At 34.6% G+C, this 13,872-nt stretch carries 19 protein-coding genes; 3 read left to right on the top strand and 16 right to left on the bottom strand.

From position 1 onward, the window contains the following. Nucleotides 1–4: 4 nt before the first annotated feature. The 5 genes from ACEPXD_RS14485 to ACEPXD_RS14505 form a co-directional block, all read right to left on the bottom strand. The gene (locus tag ACEPXD_RS14485) at nucleotides 5–391 is read right to left on the bottom strand and encodes an SHOCT-like domain-containing protein (RefSeq protein WP_391117035.1); all 387 of its coding nucleotides are present in this window, start codon (nucleotides 389–391) and stop codon (nucleotides 5–7) included. 12 nt (nucleotides 392–403) lie between these two features. Then, entirely contained in the window at nucleotides 404–769 is a 366-nt protein-coding gene (locus tag ACEPXD_RS14490; protein WP_391117038.1) for a DUF2089 domain-containing protein, read from the bottom strand. A gap of 289 nt (nucleotides 770–1,058) precedes the next feature. Beyond that, on the bottom strand, nucleotides 1,059–1,733 hold the full coding sequence (locus tag ACEPXD_RS14495) for an ABC transporter ATP-binding protein (RefSeq protein WP_391117040.1): 675 nt from the start codon (nucleotides 1,731–1,733) through the stop codon (nucleotides 1,059–1,061). A 1-nt stretch (nucleotide 1,734) separates the two neighbouring features. Further along, nucleotides 1,735–2,769 carry an ABC transporter permease gene (locus ACEPXD_RS14500; RefSeq protein WP_391117042.1) on the bottom strand — a complete coding sequence of 345 codons (1,035 nt, stop codon included), beginning with the start codon at nucleotides 2,767–2,769 and terminating at the stop codon, nucleotides 1,735–1,737. Nucleotides 2,770–2,975: 206 nt separating this feature from the next. Continuing rightward, nucleotides 2,976–3,944, bottom strand: a complete 969-nt coding sequence (locus ACEPXD_RS14505; protein ID WP_391123264.1) for a DMT family transporter — start codon at nucleotides 3,942–3,944, stop codon at nucleotides 2,976–2,978. A 139-nt stretch (nucleotides 3,945–4,083) separates the two neighbouring features. Between ACEPXD_RS14505 and ACEPXD_RS14510 the strand changes: the two genes are divergently transcribed. Further along, nucleotides 4,084–4,962, top strand: coding sequence for a LysR family transcriptional regulator (locus ACEPXD_RS14510; RefSeq protein WP_391117044.1), 879 nt, complete (start codon nucleotides 4,084–4,086; stop codon nucleotides 4,960–4,962). Between the two features lie 74 nt (nucleotides 4,963–5,036). Here the strand turns inward: ACEPXD_RS14510 and ACEPXD_RS14515 are convergent, their stop codons facing one another. From ACEPXD_RS14515 to ACEPXD_RS14555, 9 genes are all read right to left on the bottom strand, one after another. Beyond that, a complete protein-coding gene (locus ACEPXD_RS14515) occupies nucleotides 5,037–5,240 on the bottom strand; it encodes a hypothetical protein (protein WP_391117046.1) in 204 nt (67 codons plus the stop codon). A 278-nt stretch (nucleotides 5,241–5,518) separates the two neighbouring features. After that, on the bottom strand, nucleotides 5,519–6,253 hold the full coding sequence (locus ACEPXD_RS14520; protein WP_391117048.1) for a hypothetical protein: 735 nt from the start codon (nucleotides 6,251–6,253) through the stop codon (nucleotides 5,519–5,521). Between the two features lie 36 nt (nucleotides 6,254–6,289). Continuing rightward, the gene (locus tag ACEPXD_RS14525; RefSeq protein WP_391117050.1) at nucleotides 6,290–6,577 is read right to left on the bottom strand and encodes a YciI family protein; all 288 of its coding nucleotides are present in this window, start codon (nucleotides 6,575–6,577) and stop codon (nucleotides 6,290–6,292) included. A 16-nt stretch (nucleotides 6,578–6,593) separates the two neighbouring features. After that, complete coding sequence (locus ACEPXD_RS14530) at nucleotides 6,594–7,418, bottom strand: class I SAM-dependent methyltransferase (RefSeq protein ID WP_391117051.1); 825 nt, start codon at nucleotides 7,416–7,418, stop codon at nucleotides 6,594–6,596. A gap of 458 nt (nucleotides 7,419–7,876) precedes the next feature. Further along, nucleotides 7,877–8,374 carry an NUDIX hydrolase gene (locus ACEPXD_RS14535; protein ID WP_391117053.1) on the bottom strand — a complete coding sequence of 166 codons (498 nt, stop codon included), beginning with the start codon at nucleotides 8,372–8,374 and terminating at the stop codon, nucleotides 7,877–7,879. Continuing rightward, nucleotides 8,371–8,601: a hypothetical protein gene (locus ACEPXD_RS14540; protein WP_391117055.1), complete on the bottom strand. Its 231-nt coding sequence runs from the start codon at nucleotides 8,599–8,601 to the stop codon at nucleotides 8,371–8,373. The genes ACEPXD_RS14535 and ACEPXD_RS14540 overlap by 4 nt, the downstream gene beginning before the upstream one ends. Before the next feature lie 188 nt (nucleotides 8,602–8,789). Next, complete coding sequence (locus ACEPXD_RS14545; protein ID WP_391117057.1) at nucleotides 8,790–9,203, bottom strand: hypothetical protein; 414 nt, start codon at nucleotides 9,201–9,203, stop codon at nucleotides 8,790–8,792. A gap of 50 nt (nucleotides 9,204–9,253) precedes the next feature. After that, on the bottom strand, nucleotides 9,254–9,796 hold the full coding sequence (locus ACEPXD_RS14550; RefSeq protein ID WP_391117059.1) for a GNAT family N-acetyltransferase: 543 nt from the start codon (nucleotides 9,794–9,796) through the stop codon (nucleotides 9,254–9,256). Nucleotides 9,797–9,825: 29 nt separating this feature from the next. Continuing rightward, entirely contained in the window at nucleotides 9,826–10,188 is a 363-nt protein-coding gene (locus ACEPXD_RS14555; protein ID WP_391117061.1) for a helix-turn-helix domain-containing protein, read from the bottom strand. Nucleotides 10,189–10,377: 189 nt separating this feature from the next. Between ACEPXD_RS14555 and ACEPXD_RS14560 the strand changes: the two genes are divergently transcribed. Continuing rightward, entirely contained in the window at nucleotides 10,378–11,088 is a 711-nt protein-coding gene (locus ACEPXD_RS14560; RefSeq protein WP_391117063.1) for a class I SAM-dependent methyltransferase, read from the top strand. On the opposite strand, the gene ACEPXD_RS14565 is transcribed toward ACEPXD_RS14560, so the two are convergent. Continuing rightward, complete coding sequence (locus ACEPXD_RS14565; RefSeq protein ID WP_391117065.1) at nucleotides 11,081–11,920, bottom strand: DUF2268 domain-containing protein; 840 nt, start codon at nucleotides 11,918–11,920, stop codon at nucleotides 11,081–11,083. The two genes, ACEPXD_RS14560 and ACEPXD_RS14565, sit on opposite strands and share 8 nt — an antisense overlap. Nucleotides 11,921–12,098: 178 nt before the next feature. Here ACEPXD_RS14565 and ACEPXD_RS14570 point away from each other — a divergent pair, with 178 nt between their 5' ends. Next, nucleotides 12,099–12,344 (top strand): hypothetical protein, encoded by a 246-nt coding sequence (locus ACEPXD_RS14570; RefSeq protein ID WP_391117066.1) that lies wholly within the window; start codon nucleotides 12,099–12,101, stop codon nucleotides 12,342–12,344. 393 nt (nucleotides 12,345–12,737) lie between these two features. On the opposite strand, the gene ACEPXD_RS14575 is transcribed toward ACEPXD_RS14570, so the two are convergent. Next, a complete protein-coding gene (locus ACEPXD_RS14575; RefSeq protein WP_391117068.1) occupies nucleotides 12,738–13,871 on the bottom strand; it encodes a bifunctional cystathionine gamma-lyase/homocysteine desulfhydrase in 1,134 nt (377 codons plus the stop codon). Nucleotide 13,872 lies beyond the last annotated feature (1 nt).

Here is a 13,872-nt window from a genome sequence, read left to right on the forward strand (position 1 = left end):
TACTCTATTCAATCGTAACGGAAATTGTGTCGCCATTTGCAGATCTAACATCGACAATTTGTCCGTCTAATTCATTTTCAATTGCATCAAGAATTAAACTAATATCGATATCCTTTACATATTTTTGCGATTGAGGAATACTCGAAGCAATATTGTGACCAGCTAATAATACAACTTTCACAAGCTTAATTGGCAAATTGACATTAACATTGTCATTTTCAGCTGATACAACACGTACTTTCAACATTTTGTCTGTATAGGAAGATGACTTTGGTGCAGTAGTACTTCCAGATTCTCTAACTTTTAATACTTGGATAAGCTCAGATGCCTTTGCTGCATCCACTTTTCCTTCCTGTACCATATTTAATACTTTTTCAATTTCTGCATTCATCTCTAATTCCCCCTATTCATCTTTTAAAAGCTTAAGCGCTTCTTCCGAAGTTATTTCTCCGCTTGCTAACATTTCAATAACTTTTTTCTCGTCCACTTCGTTTTTCTTCTTTGTTTCGTATCCAAGGGAACTAACAACCTCATTCAGTTTTCCCCGAACTGTTGGATATGAAATCCCCAATTCCTTTTCAACTTCCTTAATATTGCCTCGACATGTTAGGAATACTTCAACAAATCGAAGTTGCTCACTTGAAAGGGAAGCCAATTTGGATAATTCAAATTCATTTTCAATCGTTGTGTGACAATGAGAGCAATGCAGCTTTGTGATTTTTAACGTTTCACTACATACAGGGCAATGACTAATAACTGGATATCCCATATAACTGTTAATCCCTCCTTTCATTTGTAATCATCATATATCATCCCATTTATAAAATCAATATATAAATTAATATTATTAATTTTTTCATTCAAATTAGTAAATAAGGTTAATAAAAATATAAAATTAATTATTTTATTGCATTGAAAACCAAGCAAATGAAAAAGCATCTTCTTTCTACAAAATTTCTGTAGTTAAAGATGCTTCACTTTAGATAATGAAATAATAGAAAAAAACAGTCCACGAATACCAAATGTTTTTGGCTCTCGAGGACTGCTTTTAATCCGGATTATAATACTAATCCATCTTTCATTGTAATGATATGATCCGCGTAAGGCAGCATCTCTTCGTCATGGGTTACCATCAACGTCGTAATATTCAACGTCTTCGTCAACTCTCGAATCAATGTCATGACGTCTTTCGATCTTTTTGAGTCTAAACTTGCTGTTGGCTCATCCGCAAATAGCATTTTAGGCTTGTGGATAATTGCACGGGCAATTGCCACTCGCTGTTTTTCTCCGCCTGATAATGATGCAGGGTAAGCTTCTTTTCGATGATCCATATCTACCAATTTGAGTATTTTTTCCACTTCTTCTTTTTGTACGCGTTTGCTCATCTTCGTTTCTGACACGTCTAGCATTAGCATTAGTTGTTCCTCTACTGTGAGGAAAGGTACGAGATGGGATGATTGAAAGACAAATCCAAATTCACTTGCTCTGATTTTTCGAATCTGTTCTTGGTTCATGTTGGTCATATTTTTTCCTTGGAAGATTACTTTGCCATCTGATGCGCGTTGCAGTCCTGCGGCAATGGTAAGGATTGTACTTTTACCAGATCCAGATGCACCTACTAAGGCTGTTATTTCGCCTTCTTTAAGTGAAAGGTTAATACCTTTTAATACTTGTTCTTCCACTTCGCCATTTTTGAACGTTTTTGTTACTTCATCAATTGTAAAGATTGTCATATTACACCTCTCCTTGTTGGATAGCTTGCAGTGGTTCCACTTTTTTAATTTGAAGACCAGAAAGCGTTGCGCCTATAAATCCGATGATTAAGAATATGATTGATAATTGAATAGTTGTTCCGAGTGTTAAACTGAAAGGCATTCCTTCAGGTGCAATCGTCGCGAATCCTTGGCTTAACGCAACTGACAATACAAGTGCAATCACGGTGATGACAATCATTTGGTACCACATCATGTCGAACAAACGGCTTGTTTTAACACCTAGCGCTTTCAAGATTCCGTATAACCCAATCTTTTGTACGTTCATCATGTAGAAGAATATCGCGAACAACATCCCACTAATGACAACCAAAAACCAAACAATCATATTCAGTGACATCTGTTCAGCATTGTAACTTGGAATTGTGTTAAGGAAATCTTTATTAGAAAATGATTGTAAGCCTGCTATATCCTGTACTTTCTCTGTACCTGGTATGAAAATCAATTGCATTTCATGTGTACGGTAAATTTCTTTATAGTCTTCCATATTGATGAAAGCTACAGGAGCATGACTATATTTTTGTTGATCGACAAATCCCGTTACTTTAAATTCACCATTAAACTGATTGTTCGTTAAGAGATCTCCGACTTTTATCCCATCGTCTTCCATGGAACGATCTAGGATTACCTCTCCTTTACCAACAGATTCAAACAACTTCGAATCTGTGGAAGTGACAAAAGCGACACTATGCTGCTTATCTTCCGTATCGTTCACAAAGCCCATTTGAATCGAAAATGCCATTGCATCCTTCTGTTTGTTTAATATGTCTGCTTGTGCATCTACATCTATTCTCGAAAGATTGTACGTTTCATTCGCATCCGCATTCATATAGAATTGTCCATCTGGTAAATCCTTTATCAATGCTGCATTATCTTGGGATAGCCCATTTGATAATCCTGAAATGATAAATGTTAAAAAGCTGACTAGAAATATGATTGACCCTAATATCGTAAATTTTGCTTTATTCTTCTTCATTTCTTTCCATGCAATATTCATTTTTATGCCTCCGTATTTTCTTGATAACTAGAGTATATGATCGCTAGGTGAACGGAAGATGAACTCAGTATTACGCATTTGTAGAATTTAGTCGAGGAATTATAATAGTGAATTTAATGCAGGTAACAAATTTATAAAGATTAATAAAAAAGTGTTTTCTTTCTACAGAATTTCATCTGTAGAAGAAAACACTTTTATTCGGTAATTTAAGATACACTTTCTGTTAAGCTTCTTTTGACCTGCTTAAGTGCATCAAACTTCTGTCGCATTCGGACAAAAATATTATTGGAAATTAAAGCGAATATGATGAGCCCAACGCCAATTACTTCATAAGCAGTAATTTGATTCCCTTGAATTCCGGAAATAACAAGCGTTGTAACTGGCACAAAGTTAATAAATAATAGTCCATTTAAAGGAGAGAGGATACTAACTCCAATATTCCATCCTAATAAGGCAATAACTCCTGGAAAAATAATCATGAAGGATAAATGCGGACTGACAATTTTGATTGTTTCCATAGAGGGTAAATTTACGTATCCTGAAAGCGTTAATGCAAAAACGATTACGGCCGCAGTTGCTGTTCCAAGTAGGCAGCTTAACGTTGAATAACGGAGCGCAGACCAACCTCTAAATTTATTTCCCCCCATTGTATATACAACCCATCCAATGACTGCTAATAAAATAAGGAAAAATGGAATGATATTGTCTGTTGCAGATAAGAATGCACTAAAATTCCCTTTCGTAATAACGAGCAAAGCGCCAATAAATGCTAGTAATACGCAAACTAATGTAAACGTAAATGGTCTTCTTCTATGAAGTACCCAAAATATCACAATAGATATCATCGGCATCAAAGATTCCATAATAGAAGCAACCATCACCCCTGGCCCTCCTAAAAGATTTTCGCCAAAAAAGATTAGTAAGTTATATACAGTAAAAGCCATTGTACCGAAAAACCACAATAGTATCCCTTTTCCTTCAAATCGAAATGCCTGTTTTCCTTCTTTCCATAAGAGAATCACTACTAAAATAGCTGTTACTGTTCCATAACGGAAAATAGTAAAGTAAAACGGATCAATATATTTAAAAGCATCATGCGCGACAGGAAACATAGCACCCCATGATACACTAGCAATAAAACATAAAAAAGTACCTAATAAAATATTATTTTTCATCAAACAACAATCTCCTTCTCGGTTTTCCCTTATACATTAAACTTCATAAACTACTATCTTGTAAAATGAGTAATATTGATGTTTAATATCATTATTAGTGATACCATAAAGAAAACGCATGTTAGAAGGAGGTTTAAAAATGGAGTTTAAAGATTTGGAGATTTTCCAAAAGGTCGCTGAAAAAGGGACTGTCACAGAAGCTGCAAAAGAATTAAGTTATGTACAATCAAATATCACATCGAGAATTCAGAAGCTCGAAACCGAGTTAAATACTCCATTGTTTAACCGACATAACCGAGGAATGAGTTTAACACCCGAAGGAAAAAAACTATTAGTATATTGCGAGAAAATATTATCTCTAACAAACGAAATGAAAAAAGTGGTGCAAAGTAAAGAAGAACCGTCTGGAAAATTAGAGATTGGCACAGTAGAAACCGTCATAAAACTACCTACTATTTTATCTACTTATACGAAAAAGTATAAAAACGTTGATTTTTCCCTTTTCTCTGGAGTAACGGAAAAGTTGCAGGAGAAAGTGTTGAACCACCGTTTGGACGGTGCTTTTGTAACGGAGACAGACATCCATGCTGATTTAATCGCTCACGATGTTTTTCAAGAAGAGCTTGTCCTAATATCGGATCTGAACACGATATCCTTGGAACAATTAAAGAAAGAGCCATTCTTATGTTTTAGCAAGGGTTGTGGCTACCGAGCAAGACTCGAAGCGTGGTACGCAGATGAAAATATTACCCCTAAAAAAGTCATGGAATTTGGCACATTGGAAACCATTTTAAGTAGCGTTGTTGCAGGTCTCGGCATCACATTTGTCCCAAAATCGGCCGTCTCTCACTTGCAAGCAAGAGGACTAATCAAATGCCATTCTCTACCCGAAAATTATAGTAAAATTAAAACCGTTTTTATAAGACGATCTGATACATACTTAACAACAACTATCGAAAAGTTCATCGAAACAATTGAACTTAGCAAAGGGGAAACATCTGAGTTACTGTCTTTTTAGCCATTTCACAAAAAGTAAAAGCGTCTTCTTTCTACAAAGTGGGATCTGTAGAAGAAGACGCTAATTTATAAATTTTAAGAAACCGTTATACCAGTGCAATCAAAAAATTCCGCCATCATTATTGCAGGATTTTTCTCTAATGCACCCAAATTAAAATCAAAAGTATATTCTCCTTCTTGATTTGGTTTAATAATTGGGCTAATCGTTGCACCACACCCAGAAATTCCACCTTCAGTAAAAAGGTTAGAACCCAGCACCTTTTCGCTAACCGCTTGCAATCCTTTATTAGGTTCAATAACTACCTTTATTTTATCCTCATCGGTTTCGTTATTAGGTTTCCCTACTTTTCCAATAGTCTTTATTCCAGTATTCTTTAATACGAAATGATAACTAAGTTGGGTACAATCTATGTATTTACTTTCCTTTTCTTCAGAACTAATATGAATTGTCCCTTTGTCATTTATTTCAACAGATGAGCTTATTAGTTCTAAAGATGATTTTCTAGAACATCATGACAACAGTATTAGAACTATAAAAATACTCAATAGAATTCGCATTACAATGTCCCCAATACAAACTCGCGAGTTAGTTCAAGAATTGCATCTTGGACTTCTCTCGTATTTTTATCTTTCATTAAGTAACCTACGTGATATAGATGACCATTATAATATGCATACAATTCATTGGCTGCAGTTGCCACAGTTAATACACGTTTTTCTTTTTCATCGTACGAATAGTAGCTATAAACAAGTGCACTATTAGTAGTAATCACTTGATGAAAGATTGGTATTCCGTCTGTTAAGACTTCTTTTCTTAACTCATTCCCAACGGTATCGATTTGTTGTTTTGAAAAATCATATTTTTCTAGTGGACTTCCATCTAGTTCTGTAACGGATATGACGAAAAATTCGTCTGTTTGAGCATACTCATTTTTGTGAGAATAGGTAAACTGTACTTGATTTTGTAAATTTCCCTTTTTATCTTTTGAAGTAACAAGATATGCCAGTTGTTCATTTACTTCAAAAGGTACCTTTTTCGAATCAATAGGGTGAACGGCATTCTTAATAGTACCAGGTGCAACTTGCATCATTTCATCAATTGACAAAGGCTTATAATAGGTTATATTTTCTCTCTTATCGAGTTCATCGACCATCTTAAAATACTCACTATAGGTCAGACCATCCCCTTTAACCTTTGTTAATGCTGGCCCAACTTCTTTATTGATACAGCCCGACATTATGGTAATTACTAATAGAAATAAAATTGGTTTAATTATTTTATTAACAAGCATTTAGAGTTCTCCCTTTCCCATAGTACTGCTACCAACTTATAGATTGAAAATTCCCTCTAGAGGTTCCCACGGATAAATCTTCGCCTCAAACTTCTCTTGCAGTACGGCAGGATCATTATCAGCAAAATCTTGCGCTTCTTCTAAGGAATCTACTTCTAAAATGATTAATCCTCCTGTATGATCCATAAAAGGTCCACCAGCAATTAATATACCTTTAGCCACTGCTTCCTTAACATATATCCTATGAGGAACAAGCCCCTGCTCCCAATGCGGTTTTCCTTGAATCCATGACTTTCCAGTAGTAAAATGAATGACAAATTTCATTTCAATCAACTCCCTTTCAGTGTATTATAAAATTTTTTTTTCTACCAACGTAAAGTAGATGAGATGATACTCCTAGGGTATAAGGGTCTGCTGCTTGCTCTATTATTAAATTGATAATCTTTTCAACCTCATTTTCTCCTTTATCTCTCCAATAGTTCCAACTTTCATTATTTAAAATTGCACCCACATTTGAACTTATTAACTCTAAAGTTTCAAATCCTTGTGCTTCCATAAACGGTTTTATTTCTTCAATATTAAAATAATACGCGCCTGTAAAACGTCCATCATCCGCATGGTTAAAGCAACCTGTTTGAGAAAATTGAGTGATGGAATCCATGTTATTGTTTGGTTTCCAATTATCTGGAGATATAAGTGAAGAAAAAATATGCCTAATTCTAGACATGAAGGCTACAAAAACAATTCCATCTTTTTTAGTCACTCTATATAATTCTTCCACAGCTTTAATACGATCATCTGCTTCTTGTAAATGATACATAGGACCAAGCATTAGCGACGCGTCGAACTGATTATCTTCCAGTTCGTTAAGCTCTCTAGCATCGGCAACATAAAATCCATTAAACTGTTCTGTTAAATCAAGCTCTTTTGCTTTATTTTCTGCAATTTCTACAAGTTTTGGTGTTAGATCAGTCAATGTTACCTTATAACCTTCTTTAGCCAGTTCCATCGAGTATTTTCCTGGACCTGCACCATTATCCAGCACATTGCCCATTTTAGGCATATGCTTTTTTATGTAATGCCAATTCACAAGGAATTCAATTGGTTCCCTGTCTAGTCGTCCCCATTCATCGAACTGTTGATAGTAATTAATAATGTTACTCATACATTCACCCACAATCATTTTAGTTACCCATTACTACTACAATAGGAGTTTCTTTATTAACTAATTCCAAACTAAAATGGATTTCTTCCTAAATAGAATGGAATAAAAACTACGTAAACTGAGACTAAAAAAAGGATCCAAAAAACAGTAGATTTTGTCCGTACTCTATAAAATTCATTCTTTTTTTGGAAAAATAACCTCCGTATCATTGTGTCGAAAAAATACAACAGGTATGAAACACCAAACCAATTGACCCAGACATTCCCCAAAGAAGGAATACCAGAATTTTGATAGATTACAATTAAACCATTTACAGTTAAAGCCAAACCAAGAATCAAATAAATCAAGATTTCGGAAGCAATAAAAAAAGACATCTTCAAAGTAGCCATTATATTTACCCCTATTTTATTTTGGTTCCATCCAAATCAACGGTCAGTTTTATCTAAGATAAAAGGCTTTTACATTACATGAAAATTCAAAGCATCATTTAGCATTTCTTGATATAGTTCATTCCAATCTTGATAATAATCTCCAACTTCATCGGGATCTATAAAAACCCTTTGCGCTGACTCATGAGCTGCGTCAAATGCGTATATTTGCTTAATTTCCATTCGATAGAAAATCTGATATCCTACTTTTGGATATGGACTTTTTTCATCCCATTTTGGATTATCATGATGGTCAACAATCAGATAACCGAGCATATGACATTCTCCGCTGACATAACCTTCTTCCATTGCTTCTCGTTTGAAGCATTCCTCAGAAGTTTCATCTAACTCGAGATGACCTCCAGGAAAATCCCATCCTCTATGATTTAAGTCAACTAATAATAGTTTGTTATTGTGAAAACAAAAGCCATGGACACTAGTAATTAAATTCTGATTAGGAAGTTGATTATCACATTTCCAAGTTAATTTAACTTTTGAGTCACCCCAATTAACATAGGTTGTTGTCATACTCTTTTTCCTCCCTTAGAAATTATTTTTTCTCCATAAGAACTATTTTTCGATTTTCTTTCAAACAAATAAAAGATTAGTAATCCACCGCCCAAAAACAAGGGAAAACCTATTAAAAAGTACGTGATATTATTTTTTTGAATGTCAAAGAAATTCGATAGATAGAGAAAAAGAACGCCCCATAGAAAAAAAGTTATGAGCTTTAGCCAATTTCCCTTTTTTTTCATATCACCAATCCTCCAGTGTTTTCCCAAATCCATCCCCCCCCTAAAACTTTTGATCTCATAATACGAACTAGAAGTAAGGAGCTACTAACATGTTTTAGGAAAATGATTAAGTACGAATTTTAATAAATCTGTCTCAATTCCCAACCCTCTATCATTTTGATCAACCACAACAATCTTTGTAATTATTATTAGATATGTTCTTCTAACTCCCGAACTATCTCCCATTTCTTATCTTTGTACTGCCAATTTTCTATTGTGAAAAATCTTGCTAGTTCCCTACTTTCTTTTTCAATAATTAGTTCATAAAATACGACAAAACTTTCATGGTTCCTCATTCGAATAATTCTATTTTCAAATCGCTTTTTAGCTCCTAAAAGCGAATTAACAGATTGATGCATTCCATCAATTGCTTCTTCACGATTAAAAGTAGAAGGCTTGTCATCCTTTCTGTTAAAAAACGTGACGAAATAATTATCTGACATAATTTCTACCTTAGAAGTATCTCCTGTGAGCATGGCAAGATCCCATTCTTTCAAAAAATCATCATGTATTTTAGTAAAATATTCAACTGTATGAAGTAAATTGCCTTTGCTTTTCATCATAATCCCCCTCATTAAATCCTGTTCCAATTCATGATAGATTCTTAGAATTATTATTTTTTCCATTCCTGCTCTAATATGCTATACACAAGAGAATCTCTCCAACCATCTTTTATTAATAAATCTTCACGCTTTCTACCCTCTAGAATCATGCCAACTTTTTCTAACACCTTGGATGAAGCAATATTTCGAGGGTCACAGGTAGCATAAATACGATGCAGTTGGAATTTTTTAAAGCCAAATCCTATCAGGATTTTGGCAACTATTGTCGCTACACCCTTACCCCAGAAATCAGGATTGATAATATATCCAATCTCTCCAGTTTTATTTCGATAGTCTCGAATATTAAACTCACCTGCGCCAATCATTCTTTCATTTTCCTTTTCAATTATCGCAAAAACAAATCGTGTTCTTTCTTCCCTTTTAGCATCTCTCAGAACTTGCTTTACAAAATCCTTTGATTCCGTCTCGGTATTCGGACCCCATGGTTGATACTGACAAACCGTTTCTTTTGAAGCATATTTATGAACATCGAGCCAATCTTTCTCTTCCATTTCACGTAAAAATACACTTTCACTTATAAAAACGTCTCTCATAACTGTATCCCCTACACCATATTATTTCCTTAAAAATCAATATTTCCCCAAGTCGTTATATTATAATTTATCCACTCGTCCACTTGTTTTTTAGTAAAATACTTTTCTCCATTCAATTGAATGTAAGGAATAAATCTATACGTATCAAAGCTCGAATAACCTGCTCTTTCAAAGTTTTGATTTTTTATTAATTTATTAAATTTTTCTACATCCATACTTAAATATGCAGCAACTTCCTTTGCGGTAAGTAATCCATTTTCCAATTTCTTCACATTATATATTGGGTCTTTAGGTTCTAATGATAGGTTATTGCTTTTACCAAGTTGAAAAGCTAAGAAAAAAATAGCTATGCTCAATAATACAATTGAGACAGATAAAAAATGCTTGCTCATAATTTCACTCCTTTATCTAATTGTATTCTCCAAAACTGGTATTATCTCCTTTAATTTACTTCTAATAAAAAAGAGCACCTAATCGGCACTCATCTCATTTCAATATAATAGATTATTTGCGTACACCTATACATCTACAGCAATATTTTTTGCATATTATAGTTGTAATAAATATAGGAGGTTATTCAAGTGTCTAATAATTATTTAGATTTATTAGCTTATTTCGGAATTGGCGGTGCACATCCCGGAGGCTACTCTTTAACTCAATCTTTATTGGAAAATGTAAACATTCAACCTACAAAATCTGTTCTAGATATAGGTTGTGGAACGGGACAGACGGCAGCTTTCTTAGCCGAACAATTTAATTGTCATGTTACTGCCGTTGATAATCACCCAATAATGGTAGAAAAAGCTTTAGAACGATTTAGAGAGAATGGCTTCTCTGTCAATGTGCTGGAAGGGGACTCGCAAAATTTATATTTTGCAGATAGTTCGTTTGATTTCATTATCGCGGAGTCAGTTATCGTTTTTACTGATATATCCAAGACGTTACATGAACTTTCCAGAGTGCTAAAAAGTAGAGGAAGTATGATAATTATTGAAATGACTGCTGAACAAAATCTGTCAGAAGAATTACGAGGAAAAGTTTGTAACCTATACGGCATAAATGACATTTTAAATGAAGAAGAATGGATATCGAAATTACAACAAGCAGGATTTACTCAAATCGAAATTATAAATACTCCATCTGGACTTATTCCAAGTGAAATTAATGATATTAACCAATCGAAAAACATAAATATGGGATTCTTTGAATTATGGGAGGAACATAACCAATTTACCGTTCAAAACAGTCACTTGATAGGTTATCGTGTATTTAAATGTTGCCTCGCTAGATAGGAAAGTTGGAGCCTGCTATGATTTCATCTGCAGATTTTGTATATAATTCACCTTTATGAAAAGGACCTTGGTTTTCTTGAAAGCTATTTACAATCTGATAACCTAAATGATAACCAATCCATTGAGGAAGACGACTTCTATCTTTACCAAATAAAAAACGATGATGATTTTTTATTCCCATAACATTTAGAGAAGGTATAAAATGTTTGTTCCAAAAATAAAGAGCTTCTTCCAACGAATAATGTTTTGTCCAGGTAGCTAACATTTTTTCACCATGTAATTCCTTCACAGCATACTCTCCAAGTCCTTCAATAATAAGTGAATCCTTCAGTGAAATCTTATCTGGCATCAAATCTAAAAATTTCAATCGACAAACATGATTATATTCATGGGCTAATAATGCCTTTATCTCCTCTATAGTAATCTCAGTAGATAAAAATAAAAATAGAGCATTTCTATATGCGATTCCATTTTTTCTAGGTATTTGTTTGCTTGATTTTAGATTAGCTTTTTTTATCGGAAAAATATAGATGGAAACCTTTGGACCTTTCCATAATTTTCTTAAGTATTTGTATTCTTTTTCCACAATTATCCATATATTTTGTTCTTCCATCTCTTTTACGATGTTCTTTATATGAATCCATTCATCTGGTTCAAATAATCCTTGAGTTAGAAGTTCGTATTGCAAAACTTCTGGATTTATTTTAGGAAATAACTCCATGAGTGGCTCACATATTGTCTCACATTGCATATAAGCTAAACTTCTCCCAGACTTTTCTTCACATAATTCAACAAATTTATTTAGTAAATTCTGCGTTTGAATTACTGACATACATCTCATCCTTTTTATTTTTTTCTTCTTTCTTTTTGATTCTTCATTGCCTTTTGAAACTTGAAATTACATTCATCCTCAATCATTAGACTAGACGATTGTCTATTACGCAAGATTATTAACGGCATATGTTAATAGAACATACTTGTATGTAAAAAATCTTGAAAGGAGGATAAAAATGAATCAATCTTATTGCTATAATCAATGTCGTAAATATCATGGGCAAAGAGTAAGAATTACTTGTCGAGATGGTAGAGTTCATGAAGGAGAAATTACTAGAGTTAATAGACAAATGGTTTGGATTCGACCTACTGGAAGTCTTGGTGGCTATGGTATGGGATTCTTTTGGGGAGATGGATTTGGAGTCGGCATCGCTCTTGGTGCAATTACTGGAATCGTCCTGGCTACGGCATTTTTTTGGTAAAACATATTCTATTCTATTCAGACCAATAACAGAATTCCACAAGCACTATTTAACAATATAAAAAGGGAATAAGTCATCAAAGAAGACTCAATTCCCTTTTTAGTGTTTTCATACTTGCTAAATCTTCAAGCATACTATTCTTATTATTTTTTTGAGATACTAACGGGGTTTTCAAGAATACTCTTGGGATTTTATGAGATACGTCAGGGTTTTTCTGAGATACTTAGCATTTTCTGAGATACCCTTGAGATTTTATGAGATACGCCCGCGTTTTTCTGAGATACCCAGCGTTTTCTGAGATACCCTTGAGATTTTATGAGATACGCCCGCGTTTTTCTGAGATTATCAACAAAGAACGCACACCACTTCTTAAAAGTGGTGTACCTTATTTCTCTATGCTAATCCCTGCGCTAGATCTTCCAATAAATCTTCTACATCTTCAATTCCAACCGAAATTCGTACAAGCCCATCAGTTATACCTAACTCCAAACGACGCTCACGTGGGATCGATGCATGAGTCATTCTAGCGGGAACCGAGATTAGGCTTTCTACTGCTCCTAAGCTTTCTGCTAGTGTGAAATAACGAAGCTTCGATAAAAGTTCATCTGCTTTTGCTTCACTTCCAACATCAAATGAAATCATTCCTCCGAAGCCAGTCGTTTGCTTTTTCATCAGTTCATGTCCTGGGTGATTAGCAAGACCTGGATAATATACTTTCCCGACAGCTTCATGGTTATCTAAAAATTCCGCAATACGTTGGGCATTCAAGTTATGCTCTTCCATACGTAGACCAAGTGTTTTAATGCCGCGCATTAGTAACCAAGAATCTTGAGGCCCGAGCACTGCACCAACTGAATTTTGCACGAAATGTACATCCGTCGCAAGTTGTTCTGAGTTCACAACCACTAGCCCAGCTACTACATCACTATGCCCACCTAAATATTTCGTTGCGCTATGCACAACAATATCAGCACCGAGTGCAATTGGCTGTTGGAAATAAGGGGTTATGAACGTATTGTCCACAATTGTAAGTAATCCTTTTTCTTTGGCAAGATTCGCGATTGCTTGTATATCTGTTATTTTTAATAAAGGATTCGTAGGTGTTTCTAGAAAAATAGCTTTCGTATTTTCTAAAATAGCAGCTTCCACATTGGATAAATCGCTCGTATCTACAAATGTCGCTTCAATACCGAAACGGTTTAATACTTTTGTCATGACGCGGTATGTCCCACCGTATACATCATCCGTTAAAATAACGTGATCGCCTTTGCTAAAAAGCATCATTACAGAACTTGTTGCAGCCATACCGGATGCAAAAGCAAATCCAGCCACTCCACCTTCTAACTCACTAATTAATACTTCTAGCGCATTACGAGTAGGATTGCCAGTACGTGAATACTCATAGCCCTTAAATTTTCCGACTGCTTCTTGTTTATACGTACTTACTTGATAAATGGGTGTCGATACAGCACCTGTTGCCTCGTCTCCTACAATTCCTGCATGAATAAGCTTCGTTTTTGCTCGCATT

The sequence above is a fragment of the Psychrobacillus sp. L3 genome (assembly GCF_042945595.1).
Classification (GTDB): Bacteria; Bacillota; Bacilli; order Bacillales_A; family Planococcaceae; genus Psychrobacillus.

Bases quoted from the DNA above. Each gene is read 5' to 3' on its own strand.
- ACEPXD_RS14525 (WP_391117050.1), bottom strand. From the start codon at position 6,577: ATGAAATTTGTCATTCATTTTACTACTGGAAAGTCATGGATTCAAGGA.
- ACEPXD_RS14485 (WP_391117035.1), bottom strand. From the start codon at position 391: ATGAATGCAGAAATTGAAAAAGTATTAAATATGGTACAGGAAGGAAAA.
- ACEPXD_RS14530 (WP_391117051.1), bottom strand. From the start codon at position 7,418: ATGAGTAACATTATTAATTACTATCAACAGTTCGATGAATGGGGACGA.
- ACEPXD_RS14500 (WP_391117042.1), bottom strand. From the start codon at position 2,769: ATGAATATTGCATGGAAAGAAATGAAGAAGAATAAAGCAAAATTTACG.
- ACEPXD_RS14565 (WP_391117065.1), bottom strand. From the start codon at position 11,920: ATGTCAGTAATTCAAACGCAGAATTTACTAAATAAATTTGTTGAATTA.
- ACEPXD_RS14550 (WP_391117059.1), bottom strand. From the start codon at position 9,796: ATGAGAGACGTTTTTATAAGTGAAAGTGTATTTTTACGTGAAATGGAA.
- ACEPXD_RS14520 (WP_391117048.1), bottom strand. From the start codon at position 6,253: ATGCTTGTTAATAAAATAATTAAACCAATTTTATTTCTATTAGTAATT.
- ACEPXD_RS14555 (WP_391117061.1), bottom strand. From the start codon at position 10,188: ATGAGCAAGCATTTTTTATCTGTCTCAATTGTATTATTGAGCATAGCT.
- ACEPXD_RS14490 (WP_391117038.1), bottom strand. From the start codon at position 769: ATGGGATATCCAGTTATTAGTCATTGCCCTGTATGTAGTGAAACGTTA.
- ACEPXD_RS14505 (WP_391123264.1), bottom strand. From the start codon at position 3,944: ATGAAAAATAATATTTTATTAGGTACTTTTTTATGTTTTATTGCTAGT.
- ACEPXD_RS14545 (WP_391117057.1), bottom strand. From the start codon at position 9,203: ATGATGAAAAGCAAAGGCAATTTACTTCATACAGTTGAATATTTTACT.
- ACEPXD_RS14570 (WP_391117066.1), top strand. From the start codon at position 12,099: ATGAATCAATCTTATTGCTATAATCAATGTCGTAAATATCATGGGCAA.
- ACEPXD_RS14510 (WP_391117044.1), top strand. From the start codon at position 4,084: ATGGAGTTTAAAGATTTGGAGATTTTCCAAAAGGTCGCTGAAAAAGGG.
- ACEPXD_RS14535 (WP_391117053.1), bottom strand. From the start codon at position 8,374: ATGACAACAACCTATGTTAATTGGGGTGACTCAAAAGTTAAATTAACT.
- ACEPXD_RS14575 (WP_391117068.1), bottom strand. From the start codon at position 13,871: ATGCGAGCAAAAACGAAGCTTATTCATGCAGGAATTGTAGGAGACGAG.
- ACEPXD_RS14540 (WP_391117055.1), bottom strand. From the start codon at position 8,601: ATGAAAAAAAAGGGAAATTGGCTAAAGCTCATAACTTTTTTTCTATGG.
- ACEPXD_RS14495 (WP_391117040.1), bottom strand. From the start codon at position 1,733: ATGACAATCTTTACAATTGATGAAGTAACAAAAACGTTCAAAAATGGC.